The following is a 19,359-nucleotide window of genomic DNA, read 5'->3' on the forward strand; positions in this document are numbered from 1 at the left end:
CTTGCCGGGTAATAACAATAATGAACCCAAGCCTCATCGATACCCCCGCGCTGTCACGGCGCGGACTGCTGAAATTCAGCCTCGGCGCCAGCGCCTTCCTGGCCACCGTCGGGCTCGGCGTCAGCCTGAGCGGTTGCTCGCCAAGCCAACCGGCCGCGGGCTTGATCGCCCTGCGCGACAGCGATCTGCCATTTCTACGCAGCGTCATCCCCGTGATGCTGGAGGGCGCAGTGACCCCCGAACGAATCCCTGCCGCCACTGACGAAACCCTGAAAAGCCTGGACAACGGCCTGGCCCACTTGTCCCCCGCCATGCTCAAGCTCACGCATCAGCTGTTCGATGTGCTCACCCTTGGCATTACCCGTGGACCACTGACCGGGGTCTGGGGCACGTGGGAGAACGCCAGCGCCGATGACATCCGCCAGTTCCTCGCCCGGTGGGAAAACAGTTCTCTGGACCTGCTGCGCCAAGGCCACAGTTCATTGCTGCAACTGGTGATGATGGCCTGGTACAGCCGCCCCGAGTCCTGGGCGCGTTGCGGGTATCCAGGACCGCCCAAGATTTGAAAGCCAGTGAGATCCTGTGGGAGCGGGCTTGCTCGCGAAGGCGGTGTGTCAGCTTGCATAAATGTTGAATGTACAGCCGCCTTCGCGAGCAAGCCCGCTCCCACAGGGTTCCTCATCGTCGACACATAACAATAAGAGAGCCCTGAACATGCCCGTACCCGATCCCTTCCGCGAAGGCCTCGCCCGCGGCTGGACCACCTACAACGGCGCGCAGCTGACCGAAGACCTGACCCTGGAAGCGGACGTGGCCATCGTCGGCAGCGGTGCCGGTGGCGGGACCACGGCGGAAATCCTCAGTGCCGCCGGCTACCGTGTGTTGCTGATCGAGGAAGGGCCGCTCAAGACCAGCCATGACTTCAAGCTGCTCGAAGACCAGGCCTACAGCAGCCTGTACCAGGAAGGCCTCGGGCGCATGAGCAAGGACGGCGCCATTATCATTCTCCAGGGCCGGGCCGTCGGCGGCACGACGCTGATCAATTGGACCTCCAGCTTCCGCACGCCCGACCAGACCCTCGACCATTGGGCCGCCGAGCACAACGTCAAGGGTCACGGCCGCGCTGACATGGCACCCTGGTTTGCGCAGATGGAACAACGCCTGGGCGTGGCGCCGTGGCTCGTTCCGCCCAACGCCAACAACGACGTGATCCGCAAAGGCTGTGAACAACTGGGCTACGCCTGGCACGTCATCCCGCGCAACGTCCGCGGTTGCTGGAACCTGGGTTATTGCGGCATGGGCTGCCCGACCAACGCCAAGCAGTCGATGCTGGTCACCACCATCCCGGCCACGCTGGACAAGGGTGGCGCGCTGCTTTACCTGGCGCGGGCCGAGCGCCTGACGATCAAGAACGACGCCGTGGTCGGCATCGAGTGCCAAGCCATGGACGAACGTTGCGTGGCGCCGACCGGGCGGCGCATCACCGTCAAGGCGCGGCACTACGTGCTGGCGGGTGGTGGCATCAACAGCCCGGGCCTGCTGTTGCGCTCCGAGGCGCCAGACCCGCACGAACGCGTGGGCAAGCGCACCTTCCTGCACTTGGTAAACATGTCCGTCGGGCAATTCGACGAGGTCATCAATCCGTTCTACGGCGCGCCGCAATCGATTTATTCGGATCATTTCCAATGGCAGGACGGGACTACCGGCAAGATGGCCTACAAGCTCGAAGTCCCGCCCCTGCACCCGGCCCTCGCCACCACGTTATTGGGCGGGTTCGGCGCCGAGAACGCCGTGCACATGGCCCAACTGCCCCATACCCACGCCATGCTGGCGCTGTTGCGCGATGGTTTTCACCCGGACAGTCCCGGCGGCAGCGTCGAGTTGCGCAGCGACGGCACGCCCGTGCTCGACTACCCCGTTTCGCCGTATACCTGGGATGGCCTGCGCCGGGCTTTCCACAGCATGGCCGAAATACAATTCGCCGGCGGCGCCAAGGCGGTCATGCCCGCCCATAGCGATGCCCACTACGTGAAGACCCTGGCCGAAGCCCGCACACTGATCGACGGACTCGACCTGGCCTTGTATCGCACGCGCCTGGGCAGTGCCCACGTGATGGGTGGCTGCGCCATGGGCGAAGACCCGAAAACCGCTGTCGCCGACAGCCTGGGCCGCCACCACCAACTGGGCAACCTGTCGATCCATGACGGCTCGCTGTTCCCCACCAGCATCGGCGCCAACCCGCAGTTGTCGGTGTACGGGCTGACCGCACAACTGGCGACGGCCCTGGCCGAACGCCTGAAAACCCCATGAACCCTGTATTGAAACCGTGGCGAGGGAGCTTGCTCCCGCTTGAGCGCGAAGCGCTCACAAAATGGGTCTGCTGCGCAGCCCAGCGGGAGCAAGCTCCCTCGCCACAGGCTTACCGAACGTCTGGATATCCGGGTTATTCGCAGCGTCTATAGTGCTTTCTTACGCAACAGCCGACTTGGCCGACCGAGAAGGCTGCGATACCATCCGACTCCCCAACGGACTCCCGCCAGGACGACGCGATGAACCGAGTGTTGTACCCAGGTACCTTCGACCCTATTACCAAGGGCCATGGCGATCTGGTCGAACGCGCCGCGCGCCTGTTCGACCATGTGATCATTGCCGTCGCCGCCAGCCCGAAGAAAAACCCGCTGTTCCCGCTGGAACAACGTGTGGAACTGGCTCGCGAGGTCACCAAGCACCTGCCCAACGTGGAAGTGGTCGGCTTCTCGACGCTTCTGGCCCACTTTGCCAAGGAAAAGAACGCCAACGTGTTCCTGCGCGGCCTGCGCGCGGTCTCGGACTTCGAGTACGAGTTCCAATTGGCCAACATGAACCGCCAATTGGCACCGGACGTCGAAAGCCTGTTCCTGACGCCGTCGGAGCGCTACTCGTTCATTTCCTCGACCCTGGTACGGGAAATTGCGGCGTTGGGCGGTGATATCACCAAGTTCGTCCACCCGGCCGTGGCCGATGCACTGACCCTGCGCTTCAAGAAATAGCTGGCGGGTGCTGCGAGCCGCCTCGCAGCACAGCGCAGTCCATCGCGCCCGCGTGCACTGCGCTCGTCAATGCGGCACAATTGCGCCCATACGTTTTCAGATGCCCGGGCCCAACGCCCCGGCAGGAGCCTGCATGTCCCTGATCATCACCGACGACTGCATCAATTGCGACGTCTGCGAACCCGAGTGCCCGAACGCCGCCATTTCCCAAGGTGAGGAAATCTACGTCATCGACCCGAACCTGTGCACCCAGTGCGTCGGCCATTACGACGAACCCCAGTGCCAGCAGGTTTGCCCAGTGGATTGCATTCCGCTGGACGAGGCTCATCCGGAGACGGAAGAGCAGTTGATGGAGAAATATCGCAAGATCACTGGCAAGGCTTGAGCCAGGTGGTTTTCTAGCGTCTGTACCGACGTCTTCGCGAGCAAGCCCGCTCCCATAGAAATCGACTGTGTTCACATGATTTGTGTCATAAGCACATCCCTTGTGGGAGCGGGCTTGCTCGCGAAGAGGCCCTCAGCCACCACCCAGATATAACTGTTGACCTTCACTCCTGCCGCTCAAACCCCTCCCCCACACACCCCAGGCATCGCACAAACGTGGCTTTCGCCGGGTCCACCACCAGCGCCTTCCCCGCATCGCCGACCCCACCGCCCAGCGCGGTAAAGGGCAACGACACCACGAACGCCCCCGCCCCGATCACCGTGGCGGCGAGCAGCAGTGGGCGGGCGATCAGCAGATCACCGATCATGGCAAAAGCCGGCGGATTCTGGATGGTGTAGCGCGGGTCGCCGCTGCCACTGTTGGCCTGGGCAGGCAAACCAACACTCAGCAGCAGCGCTAAAGCGACAGGTCGAAGCAATTTCATCGGGCGATCCTTCGGCTAAATCAGTTAATACTGACTATAGACCGTAGGACCGATCAGCTCTGGCAGCGAGGGCACCAGACGCTGGCGCGCTGGCCCAGGCGGATTTCCCGCAGCCCCGTGCCGCAGACCTTGCACAGTTCCCCGCCCCGGCCATAGACAAACAGCTCCTGCTGGAAATAGCCCGGCTGGCCGTCCCCACCGATGAAGTCCCGCAACGTGGTGCCACCGCGCTCGATGGCATGGGCGAGGATGCGCTTGATCTCGATCGCCAGCTTCAGGTAACGCGCCCGGGAAATGCCTCCGGCTGACCGGCGCGGGTCGATCCCGGCGGCGAACAGCGCCTCGGTCGCGTAGATATTGCCCACGCCCACCACCACTGCGTTGTCCATGATGAACGGCTTGACGGCCATGGAGCGCCCTCGCGAAAGCTGGAACAACCGCTCGCCATCGAACAGGTCGGTCAACGGCTCGGGACCGAGGCGAATCAACAACTCGTGATTAAGCGGGTCGAGGCTCCAGAGCATCGCGCCGAAACGCCGAGGGTCGGTGTAGCGCAAGGCCAGGCCCGACTCCAGCTCGATGTCCACGTGCTCATGCTTGAGGGCGGGCATGCCGACCTCCACCAGGCGCAAGTTGCCGGACATGCCCAGGTGGCTGATCAACGTGCCGACCTCGGCATTGATCAACAGGTATTTGGCCCGCCGCTCCACTTGCACGATGCGCTGGCCCGAGAGCCGCACGTCGAGATCTTCCGGGATCGGCCAGCGCAGGCGGCGGTCACGGACCACCACGCGACTGACCCGCTGGCCTTCAAGATGGGGCGCGATGCCGCGACGGGTGGTTTCGACTTCCGGCAGTTCTGGCATGGGGTTCTCGCGTCAGGCGAAGCCGCGCGCTCAACGGGAGGCGAGGTCGCGAATTTCCTGTTTTTGGGTCTGGAAGTCGTATTCCGACAAACCGATGTAGTCGAGCACCAGGCCCCCGACGCTCTCCCACTCGTGGTCTTCGGCCTGGTTGCCCAGCACCCGGTGGGAGGCACAGATGTTCTCGGACATCTTCAGGATCGCCAGCAGGTTTTTCAGCGGGCTGTTGTTGCGTGAAGACTCGTCGCTGAACACCGCCAGGGCATTGTGGTGGTTGGCAATGGCCTGGCTGACGTGATCCGGCAGGCGCCAGGACTTGGACGTGTAGTAACCGACCACCGCATGGTTGGTGTTGAACACGCGGTTCTCGGTGTCCACCACCCGGCACTCGGCGCTGGCACTGGCGTAGGCCTCTTCCAGCACGCTCATGTAGTTGGGAAACTGCTTGAGCATCAACGGCACGCCACAATCGTGGAACAGCCCCAGGGCATAGGCTTCGTCACCATTTTCCAGGCCGACGCGCTTGGCCAGGGTCAGGCAGGTCATCGCCACGTCCTGGGCCGTATCCCAAAAGCGGTTCAGGGTGACGATGGCGTCGTCGTGCAGCTCGCTTTTGATCGACTGCGCATTGATCAGGTTGATGATCGAACGGCTACCCAGCAGGTTCACCGCGCGCTGGATCGAGGTGATCTTGTTGCGCAGGCCGTAATACGGCGAATTGACGATCTTGAGCAAGGCCCCGGAAAGGCCCGGGTCCTGAGAAATCAGTTTGGCGATGGTCTCCAGGTCCGGGTCGGGCATGTACTGCTCCATCTGCAGATCCACCATGATCTGCGGCTGGGGCGGCACGCTGATGCCTTGCAAGGACTGTTGGATCTGTTCGGCAGTAAGCTCTTTGGACATGAGTACACACTCTGGGTCAGGCGGGGATTCTAACCCTTAAAGATGGATCCGATACACCGCAAGGGAGATCGGCGGAACTTTGCTTCAGGTATCGGCTTGCGCGTGAGGCCCGCGCTCTGTAGGAGCCTGCGATCTTTTGATTTTGATTTTGATTTTGATCTTGATCTTTCGCTCGCGACTCAATGGGCAGTGGAAAAGATCGCAGCCTCGTTGCACTCGACAGCTCCTACACAGCTCCTACACAGTTTCTACGGCCAAGGGAGAAGGTGTCCCCCTCACCACATGTCCACCGCAAGCCCCGCCAGGGTTGCAACACGGTATACTCCCGCTCTTTTTTCCGGAGCGACGTCATGTCCCTGCCTAGCCTGCGCCTCAAAGCCAACGCCGACCGTCGCCTGCGCGCCGGCCACCTGTGGGTCTACAGCAACGAAATCGATGTAGCCGCCACGCCCCTGCACGGCTTCAAGGCCGGCGACCAGGCCATCCTCGAAGCCGCCGGCGGCAAGCCGTTGGGCATCGTTGCGATGAGCCCCAACAACCTGATCTGCGCCCGGCTGCTGTCTCGTGACGTGAAGCTGCCGCTGGACAAGTCCCTGCTGGTGCATCGCCTCAACGTGGCGTTGTCCCTGCGCGAGCGGCTGTTCGACAAGCCGTTCTATCGCCTGGTCTACGGCGACTCCGACCTGCTGCCAGGCCTGGTGGTCGACCGCTTCGGCGACATCCTGGTGGTGCAGATCGCCTCGGCCACCATGGAAGCCCACAAGGACGACGTGATCGCCGCCCTGACTCAAGTGCTCAAGCCCAGCGGCATCCTGTTCAAGAACGACTCCGCCGCCCGTGACGCCGAAGGCCTGAACCGCTACGTCGAGACCGTGTTCGGCCTGGTGCCGGAATGGGTCGCCCTGGAAGAGAACGGCGTGAAGTTCGAAGCGCCAGTCATGGAAGGCCAGAAAACCGGCTGGTTCTACGACCACCGCATGAACCGCGCACGCCTGGCCCCGTACGCCAAGGGCAAGCGCGTGCTGGACCTGTTCAGCTACATCGGCGGATGGGGCGTGCAAGCCGCGGCGTTCGGCGCCAGTGAGGTGTTCTGCGTCGATGCCTCGGCCTTCGCCCTCGACGGTGTCGAGCGCAACGCCGCGCTGAACGGCTTCGCCGAGAAACTGACCTGCATCGAAGGCGACGTCTTCGAAGCCCTGAAGGAACTCAAGGCCAGCGAAGAGCGTTTCGACGTGATCGTCGCCGACCCACCGGCCTTCATCAAGCGCAAGAAAGACCTGAAGAATGGCGAAGGCGCCTATCGCCGCCTCAACGAGCAAGCCATGCGCCTGCTCAGCAAGGACGGCATCCTGGTCAGCGCATCGTGCTCGATGCACCTGCCCGAAGACGACCTGCAAAATATCCTGCTGACCAGCGCCCGTCACCTGGACCGCAACATCCAACTGCTCGAACGCGGCGGCCAGGGGCCCGACCACCCGGTACACCCGGCCATCGCCGAAACCCGCTACATCAAGAGCATCACCTGCCGGTTGCTACCCAACAGCTGAAGCAGGGCGGGGCCAGTGCCGTAGCGCTGCGCCCCGCACACTCGAATTGCATGCTGATCGCGGCCTTGGCTGCGATTTTTTTCGCGCCTGAATAAGTTTGTAGGAGAACCCCCACGCAATTACCAGAACCGCCCTACTCAATCTCCCCGTGACTGGCGGACATGACGCATTAGGATTGAAAGCTCCCCTCGGGTAAGCCTTGGAGCGCCTCATGACTGATCCGCAAAACCGCCTGGCGGCCCGTAAACCGGCCACCGTCGGCTTGTTGCTGACGCTGACGCTGCTCGGCGTCTTTCCAATCGATGTCGTGCTGCCCTCGTTCCCCGCCCTGTCTGAGCATTTTGAACGCCCATCGTCGGACATTGCCCTGTCCGTCAGCCTGTTCGCGGTGGGTATCGCCCTTTCGCAACTGCTCGTCGGTCCGCTTTCCGACGTCATGGGGCGCAAAAACCTGCTGTTGATCGGAATCACCGTTTCCGCCGTTGGCGCAGCAGGTTGCGTGGTTGCAGACGGTTATTGGTCTTTTTTGGGGTTCCGGATTGTCCAGGCTTTGGGGTGTGGTTTTTTTGTGTTGTCCCAAGCGCTGATCCAAGACCTGTTCACCGGCCAGGAACAGCAGCGACTGCGGATCTTCCTGGTCACCTGCGGCGGGATTTTCATTTCCGTTTCGCCCCTGGCCGGCACCGGGCTGCAAAGCTGGATGGGCTGGCGTGGCAGTTTCCTGGTGTTCATCGCCCTGGCCATCGCTGCTTTCATCACTGCCAGTCGTTTACTTCAACACCCTGCGGCAGGCAACCCACCCAAGCGCCTGGATTTCATCGCCGCCTATGGAAAGGTCTGCGGCGACTTCAGCTTCATGGCTTATTGGCTAACCTCGGCGCTGGCTTTTTCCTGCCATTTTTCGTTCATCGTCATTTCACCGCTGGTCCTGATCGACCAGTTGCACCTCTCCCCCGAAGCTTTTTCGTTGGCGCTGCTGGGCTATGGGCTGGCCTATATCGGCGGGGGCGCGGTAGCGTCCGTGCTGAGCCATCGAATCGATCCCCAAGCACAGATCATCGTGGGCCTGGGCCTGATCCTCGCCGCAGGCCTGCTGATGCTGGGGCTCGCCAATCACCTGGGCTTGTCAGTCACCACGCTGTTGCTGCCCATGATCGTCTGCACCACCGGAACGACCATCGCCCGCGCGGCCGCCCACACCCAAGCCATGAATCGATTCCCCGGGCAGGCCGGCACATCCGCTTCGGCCGGCAGCGTGCTGATCTTCATCGTCGGCGGGCTGACCAGCGCCGCGATCAGCCTCACCCCGCTGGACTTACAGCTGGCCCTGGCCCTCTGCCTGATCCTGCTCAGCCTGCTGGGGGTGGCTCTCAATGCCCTGGTCCGGCTGCGCGATAGGGTGTTGTTAGCCGGCTGAACCCTGCCAGTCGTCATCCCGCGCACGACATTGGCGTCCGATCAGCGCTTTGCGTCATTTCATCCTGGCGCCAGCGGTGTAGAATCGTGGCATTCATCGCCATTCATCCCCGGCGGGTTTATGAGCTCATGCCGAGGCGCGCAGCGATCCTGCAAAGTCATCGGCCACTTCCGGACACACGGCCAAACCCGGGTGTTCCAGACGTCGACAGAAGCTCACTCCCATTGATACCTGATAAGTACCTGATTAGCCGCCCGGAGTGCTCCATGCCTGATTACCGCTCGAAAACATCCACCCATGGCCGCAACATGGCCGGCGCCCGTGCCTTGTGGCGCGCCACGGGGATGAAGGATGACGACTTCAAGAAGCCGATCATCGCCATTGCCAACTCCTTCACCCAGTTCGTACCGGGCCACGTGCACCTCAAGGACCTCGGCCAACTGGTTGCCCGGGAAATCGAACGCGTCGGCGGCGTTGCCAAGGAATTCAACACCATCGCCGTGGACGACGGCATCGCCATGGGCCACGACGGCATGCTTTATTCGCTGCCGAGCCGCGAGATCATCGCCGACTCCGTCGAATACATGGTCAACGCCCACTGCGCCGACGCCATCGTGTGCATTTCCAACTGCGACAAGATCACCCCCGGCATGCTCATGGCCGCCCTGCGCCTGAACATCCCGGTGATCTTCGTCTCCGGCGGTCCGATGGAAGCCGGCAAGACCAAGCTCGCCAGCCACGGCCTGGACCTGGTCGACGCCATGGTGATCGCCGCCGACTCCAGCGCTTCTGACGAGAAGGTTGCCGAGTATGAGCGCAGCGCTTGCCCGACTTGCGGTTCGTGCTCCGGCATGTTCACCGCCAACTCGATGAACTGCCTGACCGAAGCCCTGGGCCTGGCCCTGCCGGGCAACGGTTCGACCCTGGCCACCCACAGCGACCGCGAACAGTTGTTCCTGCAGGCCGGCCGGACCATCGTCGAGCTGTGCAAGCGCTACTACGGCGAGAACGACGAGTCTGTGTTGCCGCGCAACATCGCCAACTTCAAGGCGTTCGAAAACGCCATGACCCTGGACATCGCCATGGGCGGTTCCACCAACACCATCCTGCACTTGCTGGCCGCGGCCCAGGAAGCCGAGATCGATTTCGACCTGCGCGACATCGACCGCCTGTCCCGTCACGTACCGCAGCTGTGCAAGGTCGCGCCGAACATCCAGAAGTACCACATGGAAGACGTGCACCGTGCCGGCGGGATCTTCAGCATCCTCGGCTCCCTGGCCCGTGGCGGCCTGTTGCATACCGACCTGCCGACCGTGCACAGCAAGACCATGGCCGAGGCCATCGCCAAGTGGGACATCACCCAGACCACCGACGAGGCCGTGCATCACTTCTTCAAGGCCGGCCCGGCGGGCATCCCGACGCAAACCGCGTTCAGCCAGTCGACCCGCTGGGAAACCCTGGACGACGACCGTGAAAACGGCTGCATCCGCAGCGTCGAACACGCCTACTCCCAGGAAGGCGGCCTGGCCGTGCTGTACGGCAACATCGCCCTGGACGGCTGCGTGGTGAAAACCGCCGGCGTCGACGAGTCGATCCATGTGTTCGAAGGCAACGCGAAGATTTTCGAAAGCCAGGACAGCGCCGTGCGCGGCATCCTCGCCGACGAAGTGAAGGCCGGCGACATCGTGATCATTCGCTACGAAGGCCCGAAAGGCGGCCCGGGCATGCAGGAAATGCTCTACCCGACGTCCTACCTGAAATCCAAGGGCCTGGGCAAAGCCTGCGCCTTGCTGACCGATGGCCGCTTCTCCGGCGGCACCTCGGGCCTGTCCATCGGCCACGCTTCGCCGGAAGCGGCGGCGGGCGGCGCCATCGGCCTGGTGCGCGATGGCGACAAGGTCCTGATCGACATTCCGAACCGCTCGATCAACCTGTTGATCAGCGACGAAGAACTGGCCGGGCGCCGCATCGAACAGGACAACAAGGGCTGGAAACCGGTGGAAGTGCGTCCGCGCAAAGTCACTACGGCCCTCAAGGCCTACGCCCTGCTCGCCACCAGCGCCGACAAAGGCGCGGTGCGTAACAAGGCGATGCTTGACGGCCTGTAAGCGCTGCCCATAAAAAAGCCCCGCCAAGTGCGGGGCTTTTTTTTGGGCTTCAGTTCGACCCTTTGAGCCAAGTCATCTTTCGTGGCGAGGGAGCTTGCTCCCGCTGGGTCGCGAAGCGGCCCCAAAAATTCGTCCCTCACCTCAATGCGTGGGCTGACTTTAGGGCTGCTACGCAGCCCAGCGGGAGCAAGCTCCCTCGCCACAGGGTTCCTTGGTATCCCTGTGGGATGGGGGTTTATTGGATGTCTTCAGGCTTGACGATCACCCAGTTCTTGTCCGCCGTCACTGGCAGTCCTTCCTTGGCTTGGGCCGCGGCGTGCTTGGCCATCATGCCGTTGATCTGGGTCATGTACTTGTCCTTGCGGTTGACCCACAGGTGAATTCCGCCCTTGGCCACGTCCACATCGTGGAACAGCATGTAGCCGTCACTGGTCGGTGTGTCACCCGCCACCAGCACCGGTTTTTTCCATTCGTCGATGTACGTCAGGATCGCCGCGTGCTTGCCGGCCATCCAGGTTGCCGGGGTCCACAGGTACGGCGTGTATTCCAGGCCAAGGTTGGCTTTCTCGTCATATTTGCCCGCGGTGATCTGCTTGCGGGCGGTGGTCAGCTCGCCGGTCTTGCGGTCCTTGAGCAGCGTGGTCACGCCGATCACGTTCTGCGGCTTGAGGTTGTAGCCATACTTCGGATCGGACGCGACCATGCGCACCAGTTCTTCGGAAGCGGCGGTCATGACATAGACCTCGATGCCGTTTTCCATCAGTTTGTTGTACAACTCGGCCTGGCCGGTGAAGATCTTCGGTGGATTGACGGTGTACTGGACCACCTTGTCGCCATCGTAATAACTGGTCGGCACCGGCTTGCCGGACGCCATCAGCTCATCGACATAGCCCTTGAGCTCCTTGAGCGTGAAACCCGAGAACACCTGGGCCACCCACGGGTAACAGACCATGTCGTCCACTTCGCACAAACGGTAGTAATAGCTGAACAGGCTTTCCTTATGGTCGGCCGTATCCTTGAACGGCATCAGCTTCAAGGACGGGTCGAGGGTTTCCCGGGTGATGAGGCCCTTGTTCTCCATGAACGGCAGCAACGACTCCTCAAGGTCGTAGCGGTAACTGGTGTTGTCCATGTCGAACACCGCGTAGTTACCCTTGTTGGCATTGGCGGCGATCATCGCGTCCAAGGCCTTGGCCTGCTCCGCTGGCCAGTGCTTGAGTTCGGTGGCAAGTGCCTGGCCGACGAGGCCAAGACTCAAGGCGACAGCGAGAAAACGAGGTGCGAGCTTCATCGGCATTTCTCCCGGGTTCAAAGAACTCGACGCTAACAAATGCGTGTGACAATCCTCGCCCAGCCGCGACCGCTTGCGTCCTGATCACGCCAGCGACGTACCCGCAAACGCCAAGTCCTTATTCCATAAACGACAATCAACATGCCTTTTTAGTATTAATTCATTAGATATCAGGCTGTTAGGCTTCCCGGCTCACAGTCGCGGCCTCGGGCGACTGGCACGTCTTATCGGAGTCTCTTTTGATGAATCTGCCGCTGATCCTCAACTTGCTGGTGTTCCTCGCCTTGCTGTTCGGCCTGGCGCAAACCCGTCACCTCACCTGGAGCCTGGCCAAGAAAGTGCTGCTGGCGCTGGTATTGGGCGTGGTGTTCGGTATCGCCCTGCACACGATTTATGGCACCGGCAATCCGGTGCTCAAGGCCTCGATCGGCTGGTTCGACCTGGTGGGCAACGGCTACGTGCAGTTGCTGCAGATGATCGTGATCCCACTGGTCTTCGCCTCGATCCTCAGCGCCGTGGCCCGCCTGCATAACGCCTCGTCCCTGGGCAAGATCAGCTTCCTGACCATTGGCACGCTGCTGTTCACCACCGCCATCGCCGCGCTGATCGGCATCGGCCTGACCAACCTGTTCGGCCTCACCGCCGAGGGCCTGGTGGCCGGCACCCAGGAACTGGCGCGCCTGCAAGTGATCCAGAGCGACTACGCCGGCAAGGTCGCCGACCTGAACATCCCGCAACTGCTGCTTTCGTTCATTCCGCAGAACCCTTTTGCCGACCTGGCGCGGGCCAAGCCGACGTCGATCATCAGCGTGGTGATCTTCGCCGCGTTCCTCGGTGTCGCGGCGTTGCAGTTGCTCAAGGATGACGTGGAGAAAGGCCAGAAAGTGATCAACGCGATCGACACCCTGCAAAGCTGGGTGACGCGCCTGGTGCGCCTGGTGATGAAGCTGACGCCATACGGTGTGTTGGCGTTGATGACCAAGGTGGTGGCCGGTTCCAACCTGCAGGACATCATCAAGCTCGGCAGCTTTGTCGTGGTTTCGTACCTCGGGCTGGGCCTGATGTTCGTGGTTCATGGCCTACTGGTGTCCGCTGCAGGCATCAACCCATTGCGCTTCTTCCGCAAGATCTGGCCAGTGTTGACCTTCGCTTTCACCAGCCGCTCCAGCGCGGCCACCATCCCGTTGAGCATCGAAGCCCAGACCAGCCGCCTCGGCATTCCCCGGGCGATTGCCAGCTTCAGCGCCTCGTTCGGCGCCACCATCGGCCAGAACGGTTGTGCCGGCCTTTACCCGGCCATGCTGGCGGTGATGGTCGCACCGACCGTGGGCATCAACCCGCTGGACCCGGTGTGGATCGCAACACTGGTGGCGATCGTGACGTTGAGTTCGGCCGGGGTGGCCGGGGTCGGAGGCGGCGCGACGTTCGCCGCGCTGATCGTGCTGCCGGCCATGGGCTTGCCGGTGTCGCTGGTGGCTTTGCTGATTTCCGTCGAACCGCTGATCGACATGGGGCGTACGGCGTTGAACGTCAGCGGCTCGATCACCGCCGGGGCGATTACCAGCCAGGTGATGCAGCAGACGGACAAGGCGTTGCTTGATGCCCAGGAGCATGGGGAGTTGGTGCACGCTTGATGGGTGGCGCCTGATCAATCGCCTTCGCGAGCAAGCCCGCTCCCACAGTTAACCGAGTTGTGCCAGGAAAAATCGGTCGACTGTGGGAGCGGGCTTGCTCGCGAAGCTTTTGCTTTAAAGCTTTTCCCAGACCTCGAAGCTATAGGCCGGCTTGTCGCCTTCAGCCGGGTTCGGCTGGTTCGAGACCTGTTTCCACTGGCTCGGATCGAACTCAGGAAACCACGCATCTCCCTCAGGGCTCAGCGCAACGCGGGTCAGGTACAGTCGATCCGCCTGTTCCAGGGCCTGGGCATAGAGCTGGGCGCCACCGATCAACATCAATTCGTCGACACCCTGCTCCAGCGCCCAGGCCTCGGCCCGAGCCACGGCGGCTTCCAAGGTGAAAAACACCTCGGCACCTTCCAGCACCAGACCCGGCTGGCGACTGACGACGATGTTCAGCCGCCCCGGCAGCGGTCGACCGAGGGAATCCCAGGTCTTGCGCCCCATGATGATCGGCTTGCCCAAGGTGGTGGCCTTGAAGTATTTGAAATCCCCCGGCAGGTGCCAGGGCATGCTGTTGTCGACGCCGATCACACGGTTTTCACCGAGGGCTGCGATCAGGCTTAGGGGGAGAGTTTTGTTCATGGCCGCGAGGATACCAGAGGCCCGGCGTACCCCGACAGGCATCACAGCGGTTATGCTCAACCCTCATTCGAGCAACGGAAGCCCCCGTGACAGTACTGCAGAACCTCTGGTTGACCGAGACGATCCGCCTGCGTGAAGAGCACGCCGGCCCGCTCCAAGACCAGGAAGCCAATCGCCTGGCCCGTGCGTCAGGCGGCGATCTATCCGCCCGCATCCATCAGCGCGCCCGTTGGCTGGCCGAGCGCGATGGCCTCACGCAAGCCCTGCGCCATTGGCTGCAAGGGGCGCGCCTGGCGCTGATCGCCTTGGCGCTGCTCGCCGTCATCAGCGGCGCCGGCCTCGGGTTGGCCGCCCTCGGTGACGGCCAGGCACCGGTCAATGTGTTCTGGGCCTTGGGCAGCCTGTTGGGGTTGAATCTGATGCTGCTCATCGGTTGGGTCCTGGGCCTGGTCTTCGCCGGTGAGCAAGGTGCCGCACTGGGACGCCTGTGGCTGTGGCTCAGCGAAAAACTCGCCCGCGACGCCAAGGCCGCCCAACTGGCGCCGGCCCTGCTGCTGTTGCTGCAACGGCACAAACTCAGTCGCTGGGCCCTCGGTGTGTTGGTCAATGGCCTGTGGCTGCTGGCGATGCTCAGCGCGCTGGTCATCGTCCTGCTGCTGATGGCGACCCGGCGCTATGGCTTCGTCTGGGAAACCACCCTGCTGGGCAGCGAAACCTTCGTCGCCATGACCCAGGCCCTCGGCGCACTGCCGGCACTGCTGGGCTTCAGCGTGCCGACCGAGGACATGATCCGCGCCAGTGGCGACGCCGCGCTGGACATCGAAAGTGCCCGCCAGGCCTGGGCCGCCTGGCTGGTCGGCGTGCTGCTGGTCTATGGCCTGCTACCCCGCCTGGGCCTGGTGCTGCTGTGCCTGTGGCGCTGGCGACGCGGTCGCGCCACGCTGCGCCTGGATTTGAACCTGCCGGGCTACGCACAGCTACGTGAGCGCCTAATGCCCAGCAGCGAACGCCTGGGCGTCAACGACGCCGCTCCCGCGCACTTGCATCGAGTCGAAAGTGCCGTCAGTGCGATGGACAGCGACGGCGCGCTGTTAGTGGCGATCGAACTGGATGATCGGCCCTGGCCGCCCAAGCTGCCCGAAACCGTGAAAAGCGCCGGCATCCTCGACAGCCGCGAGTCGCGCCACAAACTCCTCGAACAGCTGTCGCGTTTTCCGCCGGCACGCCTGGCGATTGCCTGTGACCCACGTCGCTCGCCGGACCGTGGCAGCCTGGCGCTGATCGCCGAGCTGGCCCGCAGCGCCAGCGCCACCCGCGTCTGGCTGTTGCAGGCGCCGCCCGGCGAAGCGCTGGACGCCGAGCGCCTGGGGGACTGGCACAGCGCGTTGCAACAGTTGCAGTTGCCGTTCGCCGATTGCATGCCCTTGAACTGGCTGGAGAGCGGCCATGACTGACCCCGTGAAGCCGCTGAAACTGGCCGTGGTCGGCCACACCAACGTGGGCAAGACCTCGTTGCTGCGGACCTTGACCCGCGACGTCGGCTTCGGCGAGGTGTCCCACCGCCCAAGCACCACCCGGCATGTCGAGGGTGCGCGCCTGTCGGTGGACGGTGAAGCGTTGCTGGAGCTGTACGACACGCCGGGCCTGGAAGACGCCATCGCCCTGCTCGATTACCTCGAGCGCCTGGAGCGTCCTGGCGAACGCCTCGACGGCCCGGCGCGCCTGGCTCGTTTCCTCGAGGGTAGCGAGGCGCGACAACGCTTCGAACAGGAAGCCAAGGTGCTGCGGCAATTGCTCGCCAGCGACGCCGGTTTGTATGTGATCGATGCCCGGGAACCGGTGCTGGCCAAGTACCGCGATGAATTGGAAGTCCTCGCCAGTTGTGGCAAACCGCTGCTGCCGGTGTTGAATTTCGTCAGCAGCGCCCAGCATCGTGAACCCGACTGGCGCGAAGCCCTGGCGCGATTGGGGTTGCACGCCCTGGTGCGCTTTGACAGCGTCGCCCCGCCCGAGGACGGCGAGCGACGCCTGTATGAAAGCCTCGCGTTGTTGCTGGAAGGCGCCCGTGGGCAACTGGAGCGACTGGTCGCCGACCAGCAGGCCCAACGCCTGGCCCGCCAGCAGAGCGCGGCGCGCTTGATCGCCGAACTGCTGATCGACTGCGCCGCCTGCCGACGCAGCGTCGCCAGCGATACCGAACTGGAACGCCAGGCCATTGGCGAATTGCGCAACGCGGTACGTCAACGCGAACAGCGTTGTGTCGAAGCCCTGCTCCAGCTCTACGCGTTCCGCCCCCAGGACGCCGCCGCCGGCGACCTGCCGCTGCTCGACGGGCGCTGGGGCGATGACCTGTTCAACCCCGAAACCCTCAAGCAATTGGGTGTACGCGTCGGCGGCGGGATCGCGGCGGGCGCGGCGGCCGGTGCCGGGGTGGACTTGCTGGTAGGTGGCCTGACCCTCGGCGCCGCCGCCCTGGCCGGGGCGATTGTCGGCGGCACCCTGCAAACCGCCCGCAGCTACGGCAACCGGCTGATGGGCAAACTCAAGGGGCAGCGGGAACTGACGGTCGACGACAGCGTGCTGCGCCTGCTGGCCCTGCGCCAAGGGCAGTTGCTGCAAGCCCTCAACCTGCGCGGCCACGCGGCGCTGGACAGCATCCGCATCGCCACGCCCCAGGACAAGACTTGGCGCGAGGGCAAGCTGCCCGAAGCCCTGAACAAGGCCCGGGCGCATCCGCAATGGTCATCCCTCAACCCCCAGCCGCGGTTGAGCCAGGCGGAGCGGCAGGAGCAGATCGAGCAGTTGGCCGAGCAGCTCTGAGCGACACAAGGTTCTGGCCAAGTACCCTTTGGCAGTACACAAAACCTGTGGCGAGGGAGCTTGCTCCCGCTGGGCTGCGAAGCGGCCCCAAAATGCCGGAACGCGGTTGGCCTGACACACCGGGGTGTCAGGTTTCAGGACCGCTTCGCGGCCCAGCGGGAGCAGGCTCCCTCGCCACAAAAGCGGTCAGCCAGAAGTTATTCGTGGCTCAAGGCCTTCAGGGCCGCCGACGCTTCAGGCAGTTCCAGCTCACTGAACACTTGTACGCCATGGCGCTTGAGCAACGCCGCCGTCACCCCTTCGCCGCTGACCTTCACACCGCTGAACGTCCCGTCATAGGTCAGCAGGTTGCCGCACGACGGGCTGTTGGCCTTGAGCACCGCGATGCGGATGCCGTGAACTCGCACCTGCTCCAGCGCTTGATACGCGCCTGATAGAAATTGCGCGCTCACATCTTCGCCATCGGTGGTGATCACCGCGGCCTGACCGTCAAGCACTTGCCCGCCCTGCCCCCCAGGAATCTCCGCCGCCGCACGCGGGGTGGGCAAGCCGCCAGCGACTTCCGGGCACAGCGGTACGACCCGGCCTTGGTCGAGCCATTGCTGGAGTTGATCGAACGGCCCGCTGGCACCGCCGTCGTAGCGCACGCGATGGCCAAGGAGGCAGCGGCTGACCAGGATCTTTTCCATATTCAGAACAACTCGTTGCCGCGACGGCGGAACCAACCGGTCAAGGACAGGCGATCCCGGGTGGCCGGCAGCACTTCGTGAGGGATGTCCCCCGCCAGGAACACCACCAGGCAACCGCCGACGGGCACCACGTCACGCTCCACGCCGTCCTCCAGGTACATGCGCAACTGGCCGCCGTGTTCCGGCAACCAATCGTCGTTGAGATAAAGCACCGCCGACACCATCCGCCGGTCGTCGTCGCGAAAGCGGTCGACATGCTTGAGGTAGAACGCGCCGGGTGGATACAGGGCAAAGTGACTTTCGAAGTCTTCCAGACCCAGAAACAGCCCGCGATTCATCGCCTCGCGCAGGCTGTCCATCAGTGTCAGGTATTGATCGCAGGCTTGCGCCTGGCCGGGCTCGATCCACTGAATGCGATCACCCCGGATCCCTTCGCGAATCTCCGAGAACGGCCCGCGTCCGACCGCCGCCGGGGCCAGCTCACCCTCGGCGGCACGCTGGCGGCATTCGGCCGCCAGGGCACGGGTCAGCGCGTCCGGCAGGAAGAGGTTCTGCTGCGACCAGCCGCGCTCGGCCAGGTCGTCGACGATACGTAACAGCAGCGGGTGATCAGAAGGTATTTGCATGGCGCGCATAGTATGCCGGCGCCTGCAAAACCGACAGCGCCACGCAGCGGGTTCGCTGCGTCGGTTCTTTACCTCCAAGAGCACCGCCGTACGAACTTGATACGAATTCTCGACAAGACCCCACACCCCACGGAGAATAGTCGGCTGCTGACAGGAGTCCCTATGCGCCGTTTGCTTTTCTCACTGTTGATGTTCTGCGTTTTGCCCGCCTGGGCAGACAGCTACGACCAGTTGTACAAGGTCGCCGGCTGGCCGGAACAGCGGGCGCATTTCAACGATGCCTTGAGCGCCGCCCAGCAACGCTACCAGAGCAGCCTGCCGCCGGCGGTGTTCCAGGCGCTGGTCAACAACAGCAATCAACGTTTTTCTCCCCAGGCCATGGACCAGCGGGCCGAGGCGCAAATACGCAGCAAGCTTCGCGACCCGAACCCGGCCCTGGCCTTTTTCCAGTCGCCCCTGGGCCGCAAGGTCGTGGCGGCCGAATTGCTGGCGACCCGGCGCGACCAATTGGCGAAAAACGCCAAGGGCCTGCCGAAGATGCAAGCCAGCGACAACCGCCTGTTGATCATCGGCCACCTGGCCCAGGCCCTCCCCGCCCGCGAAGCCGGCGCCGAAGTCAGCCTGGCGATCGCCGGCGTGGCGGCCGACAGCCTGAGCTCGATGATCCCGGGACTCTTGGGTGCCGGCCAGGCCCAAGGCATGCTCAACGGCCAGCGCCAGCGCCTGATGGAACAGATCGGCGCGGACCTGAACAACACGCTGCTGTACGTCTACCGTGACCTGACGGATACCGAGCTGGAAGAATTCGCCACCTTCGCCGAATCGACCGAGGGCCAGGCTTATTATCAAGCGGCCCTGGCGGCGATTCGGGCGGGGTTGGCGGTGGGGCAGGATCTCGGGCAGTAGATAGATCTTCAGCGCCGGCTATACCGCTTT

18 protein-coding genes are annotated in these 19,359 nt (G+C 63.3%); 11 read left to right on the plus strand and 7 right to left on the minus strand.

What is annotated here, in order from left to right; genetic code table 11:
- Window positions 1-20 precede the first annotated feature (20 nt).
- From HU715_RS23900 to HU715_RS23915, 4 genes are all read left to right on the plus strand, one after another.
- Window positions 21-566, plus strand: coding sequence for a twin-arginine translocation pathway signal protein (locus HU715_RS23900; protein ID WP_186707544.1), 546 nt, complete (start codon window positions 21-23; stop codon window positions 564-566).
- 148 nt (window positions 567-714) lie between these two features.
- Window positions 715-2,310, plus strand: coding sequence for a GMC family oxidoreductase (locus HU715_RS23905; protein WP_186707545.1), 1,596 nt, complete (start codon window positions 715-717; stop codon window positions 2,308-2,310).
- A gap of 239 nt (window positions 2,311-2,549) precedes the next feature.
- Complete coding sequence (coaD, locus tag HU715_RS23910; protein WP_003177462.1) at window positions 2,550-3,029, plus strand: pantetheine-phosphate adenylyltransferase; 480 nt, start codon at window positions 2,550-2,552, stop codon at window positions 3,027-3,029.
- A 133-nt stretch (window positions 3,030-3,162) separates the two neighbouring features.
- Complete coding sequence (locus HU715_RS23915; protein ID WP_003195146.1) at window positions 3,163-3,414, plus strand: YfhL family 4Fe-4S dicluster ferredoxin; 252 nt, start codon at window positions 3,163-3,165, stop codon at window positions 3,412-3,414.
- Between the two features lie 163 nt (window positions 3,415-3,577).
- Here HU715_RS23915 and HU715_RS23920 read toward each other — a convergent pair whose 3' ends face one another.
- Genes HU715_RS23920 through HU715_RS23930 form a run of 3 tightly spaced genes read right to left on the minus strand, consistent with a single transcriptional unit; the run spans window position 3,578 to window position 5,610 of the window.
- Complete coding sequence (locus HU715_RS23920) at window positions 3,578-3,898, minus strand: multidrug transporter (protein ID WP_186707546.1); 321 nt, start codon at window positions 3,896-3,898, stop codon at window positions 3,578-3,580.
- A 53-nt stretch (window positions 3,899-3,951) separates the two neighbouring features.
- The gene (gene mutM, locus HU715_RS23925) at window positions 3,952-4,764 is read right to left on the minus strand and encodes a bifunctional DNA-formamidopyrimidine glycosylase/DNA-(apurinic or apyrimidinic site) lyase (RefSeq protein WP_186707547.1); all 813 of its coding nucleotides are present in this window, start codon (window positions 4,762-4,764) and stop codon (window positions 3,952-3,954) included.
- Between the two features lie 30 nt (window positions 4,765-4,794).
- A complete protein-coding gene (locus tag HU715_RS23930) occupies window positions 4,795-5,610 on the minus strand; it encodes an HDOD domain-containing protein (protein WP_186707599.1) in 816 nt (271 codons plus the stop codon).
- A gap of 404 nt (window positions 5,611-6,014) precedes the next feature.
- On the opposite strand from HU715_RS23930, the gene HU715_RS23935 reads away from it, so the two are divergent.
- The 3 genes from HU715_RS23935 to ilvD all read left to right on the plus strand — a co-directional run bounded on the left by HU715_RS23935 (window position 6,015) and on the right by ilvD (window position 10,736).
- On the plus strand, window positions 6,015-7,211 hold the full coding sequence (locus tag HU715_RS23935) for a class I SAM-dependent rRNA methyltransferase (RefSeq protein WP_003206543.1): 1,197 nt from the start codon (window positions 6,015-6,017) through the stop codon (window positions 7,209-7,211).
- A gap of 211 nt (window positions 7,212-7,422) precedes the next feature.
- Complete coding sequence (locus HU715_RS23940; RefSeq protein ID WP_186707548.1) at window positions 7,423-8,628, plus strand: MFS transporter; 1,206 nt, start codon at window positions 7,423-7,425, stop codon at window positions 8,626-8,628.
- Between the two features lie 266 nt (window positions 8,629-8,894).
- Window positions 8,895-10,736 carry a dihydroxy-acid dehydratase gene (ilvD, locus tag HU715_RS23945; RefSeq protein ID WP_186707549.1) on the plus strand — a complete coding sequence of 614 codons (1,842 nt, stop codon included), beginning with the start codon at window positions 8,895-8,897 and terminating at the stop codon, window positions 10,734-10,736.
- A 235-nt stretch (window positions 10,737-10,971) separates the two neighbouring features.
- Here ilvD and HU715_RS23950 read toward each other — a convergent pair whose 3' ends face one another.
- Complete coding sequence (locus tag HU715_RS23950) at window positions 10,972-12,027, minus strand: HAD family hydrolase (RefSeq protein ID WP_186707550.1); 1,056 nt, start codon at window positions 12,025-12,027, stop codon at window positions 10,972-10,974.
- A 242-nt stretch (window positions 12,028-12,269) separates the two neighbouring features.
- Here HU715_RS23950 and HU715_RS23955 point away from each other — a divergent pair, with 242 nt between their 5' ends.
- Window positions 12,270-13,661, plus strand: coding sequence for an L-cystine transporter (locus HU715_RS23955; RefSeq protein WP_186707551.1), 1,392 nt, complete (start codon window positions 12,270-12,272; stop codon window positions 13,659-13,661).
- A gap of 114 nt (window positions 13,662-13,775) precedes the next feature.
- On the opposite strand, the gene HU715_RS23960 is transcribed toward HU715_RS23955, so the two are convergent.
- Window positions 13,776-14,288 carry a dihydrofolate reductase gene (locus HU715_RS23960; RefSeq protein ID WP_186707552.1) on the minus strand — a complete coding sequence of 171 codons (513 nt, stop codon included), beginning with the start codon at window positions 14,286-14,288 and terminating at the stop codon, window positions 13,776-13,778.
- 86 nt (window positions 14,289-14,374) lie between these two features.
- On the opposite strand from HU715_RS23960, the gene HU715_RS23965 reads away from it, so the two are divergent.
- Together HU715_RS23965 and HU715_RS23970 are read left to right on the plus strand one after the other, a co-directional pair.
- Window positions 14,375-15,742: a DUF2868 domain-containing protein gene (locus tag HU715_RS23965; RefSeq protein ID WP_186707553.1), complete on the plus strand. Its 1,368-nt coding sequence runs from the start codon at window positions 14,375-14,377 to the stop codon at window positions 15,740-15,742.
- Window positions 15,735-17,108, plus strand: coding sequence for a GTPase/DUF3482 domain-containing protein (locus HU715_RS23970; RefSeq protein WP_186707554.1), 1,374 nt, complete (start codon window positions 15,735-15,737; stop codon window positions 17,106-17,108). Before HU715_RS23965 ends, HU715_RS23970 begins: the two co-directional genes overlap by 8 nt.
- 197 nt (window positions 17,109-17,305) lie before the next feature.
- Here HU715_RS23970 and HU715_RS23975 read toward each other — a convergent pair whose 3' ends face one another.
- A complete protein-coding gene (locus HU715_RS23975) occupies window positions 17,306-17,797 on the minus strand; it encodes a 2-thiouracil desulfurase family protein (protein ID WP_186707555.1) in 492 nt (163 codons plus the stop codon).
- A 2-nt stretch (window positions 17,798-17,799) separates the two neighbouring features.
- Window positions 17,800-18,432, minus strand: a complete 633-nt coding sequence (locus HU715_RS23980; RefSeq protein WP_186707556.1) for a 2OG-Fe(II) oxygenase — start codon at window positions 18,430-18,432, stop codon at window positions 17,800-17,802.
- A 153-nt stretch (window positions 18,433-18,585) separates the two neighbouring features.
- Here HU715_RS23980 and HU715_RS23985 point away from each other — a divergent pair, with 153 nt between their 5' ends.
- Window positions 18,586-19,329 (plus strand): DUF2059 domain-containing protein, encoded by a 744-nt coding sequence (locus tag HU715_RS23985; RefSeq protein ID WP_186707557.1) that lies wholly within the window; start codon window positions 18,586-18,588, stop codon window positions 19,327-19,329.
- The last annotated feature ends 30 nt before the right edge of the window (window positions 19,330-19,359 follow it).

Source organism: Pseudomonas zanjanensis (assembly GCF_014268745.2).
Classification (GTDB): Bacteria; Pseudomonadota; Gammaproteobacteria; order Pseudomonadales; family Pseudomonadaceae; genus Aquipseudomonas; species Aquipseudomonas zanjanensis.

Bases quoted from the DNA above. Each gene is read 5' to 3' on its own strand.
- mutM (WP_186707547.1), bottom strand. From the start codon at position 4,764: ATGCCAGAACTGCCGGAAGTCGAAACCACCCGTCGCGGCATCGCGCCC.
- HU715_RS23975 (WP_186707555.1), bottom strand. From the start codon at position 17,797: ATGGAAAAGATCCTGGTCAGCCGCTGCCTCCTTGGCCATCGCGTGCGC.
- HU715_RS23960 (WP_186707552.1), bottom strand. From the start codon at position 14,288: ATGAACAAAACTCTCCCCCTAAGCCTGATCGCAGCCCTCGGTGAAAAC.
- HU715_RS23950 (WP_186707550.1), bottom strand. From the start codon at position 12,027: ATGAAGCTCGCACCTCGTTTTCTCGCTGTCGCCTTGAGTCTTGGCCTC.
- HU715_RS23955 (WP_186707551.1), top strand. From the start codon at position 12,270: ATGAATCTGCCGCTGATCCTCAACTTGCTGGTGTTCCTCGCCTTGCTG.
- HU715_RS23980 (WP_186707556.1), bottom strand. From the start codon at position 18,432: ATGCGCGCCATGCAAATACCTTCTGATCACCCGCTGCTGTTACGTATC.
- HU715_RS23935 (WP_003206543.1), top strand. From the start codon at position 6,015: ATGTCCCTGCCTAGCCTGCGCCTCAAAGCCAACGCCGACCGTCGCCTG.
- HU715_RS23920 (WP_186707546.1), bottom strand. From the start codon at position 3,898: ATGAAATTGCTTCGACCTGTCGCTTTAGCGCTGCTGCTGAGTGTTGGT.
- coaD (WP_003177462.1), top strand. From the start codon at position 2,550: ATGAACCGAGTGTTGTACCCAGGTACCTTCGACCCTATTACCAAGGGC.
- ilvD (WP_186707549.1), top strand. From the start codon at position 8,895: ATGCCTGATTACCGCTCGAAAACATCCACCCATGGCCGCAACATGGCC.
- HU715_RS23905 (WP_186707545.1), top strand. From the start codon at position 715: ATGCCCGTACCCGATCCCTTCCGCGAAGGCCTCGCCCGCGGCTGGACC.
- HU715_RS23900 (WP_186707544.1), top strand. From the start codon at position 21: ATGAACCCAAGCCTCATCGATACCCCCGCGCTGTCACGGCGCGGACTG.
- HU715_RS23970 (WP_186707554.1), top strand. From the start codon at position 15,735: ATGACTGACCCCGTGAAGCCGCTGAAACTGGCCGTGGTCGGCCACACC.
- HU715_RS23940 (WP_186707548.1), top strand. From the start codon at position 7,423: ATGACTGATCCGCAAAACCGCCTGGCGGCCCGTAAACCGGCCACCGTC.
- HU715_RS23985 (WP_186707557.1), top strand. From the start codon at position 18,586: ATGCGCCGTTTGCTTTTCTCACTGTTGATGTTCTGCGTTTTGCCCGCC.
- HU715_RS23915 (WP_003195146.1), top strand. From the start codon at position 3,163: ATGTCCCTGATCATCACCGACGACTGCATCAATTGCGACGTCTGCGAA.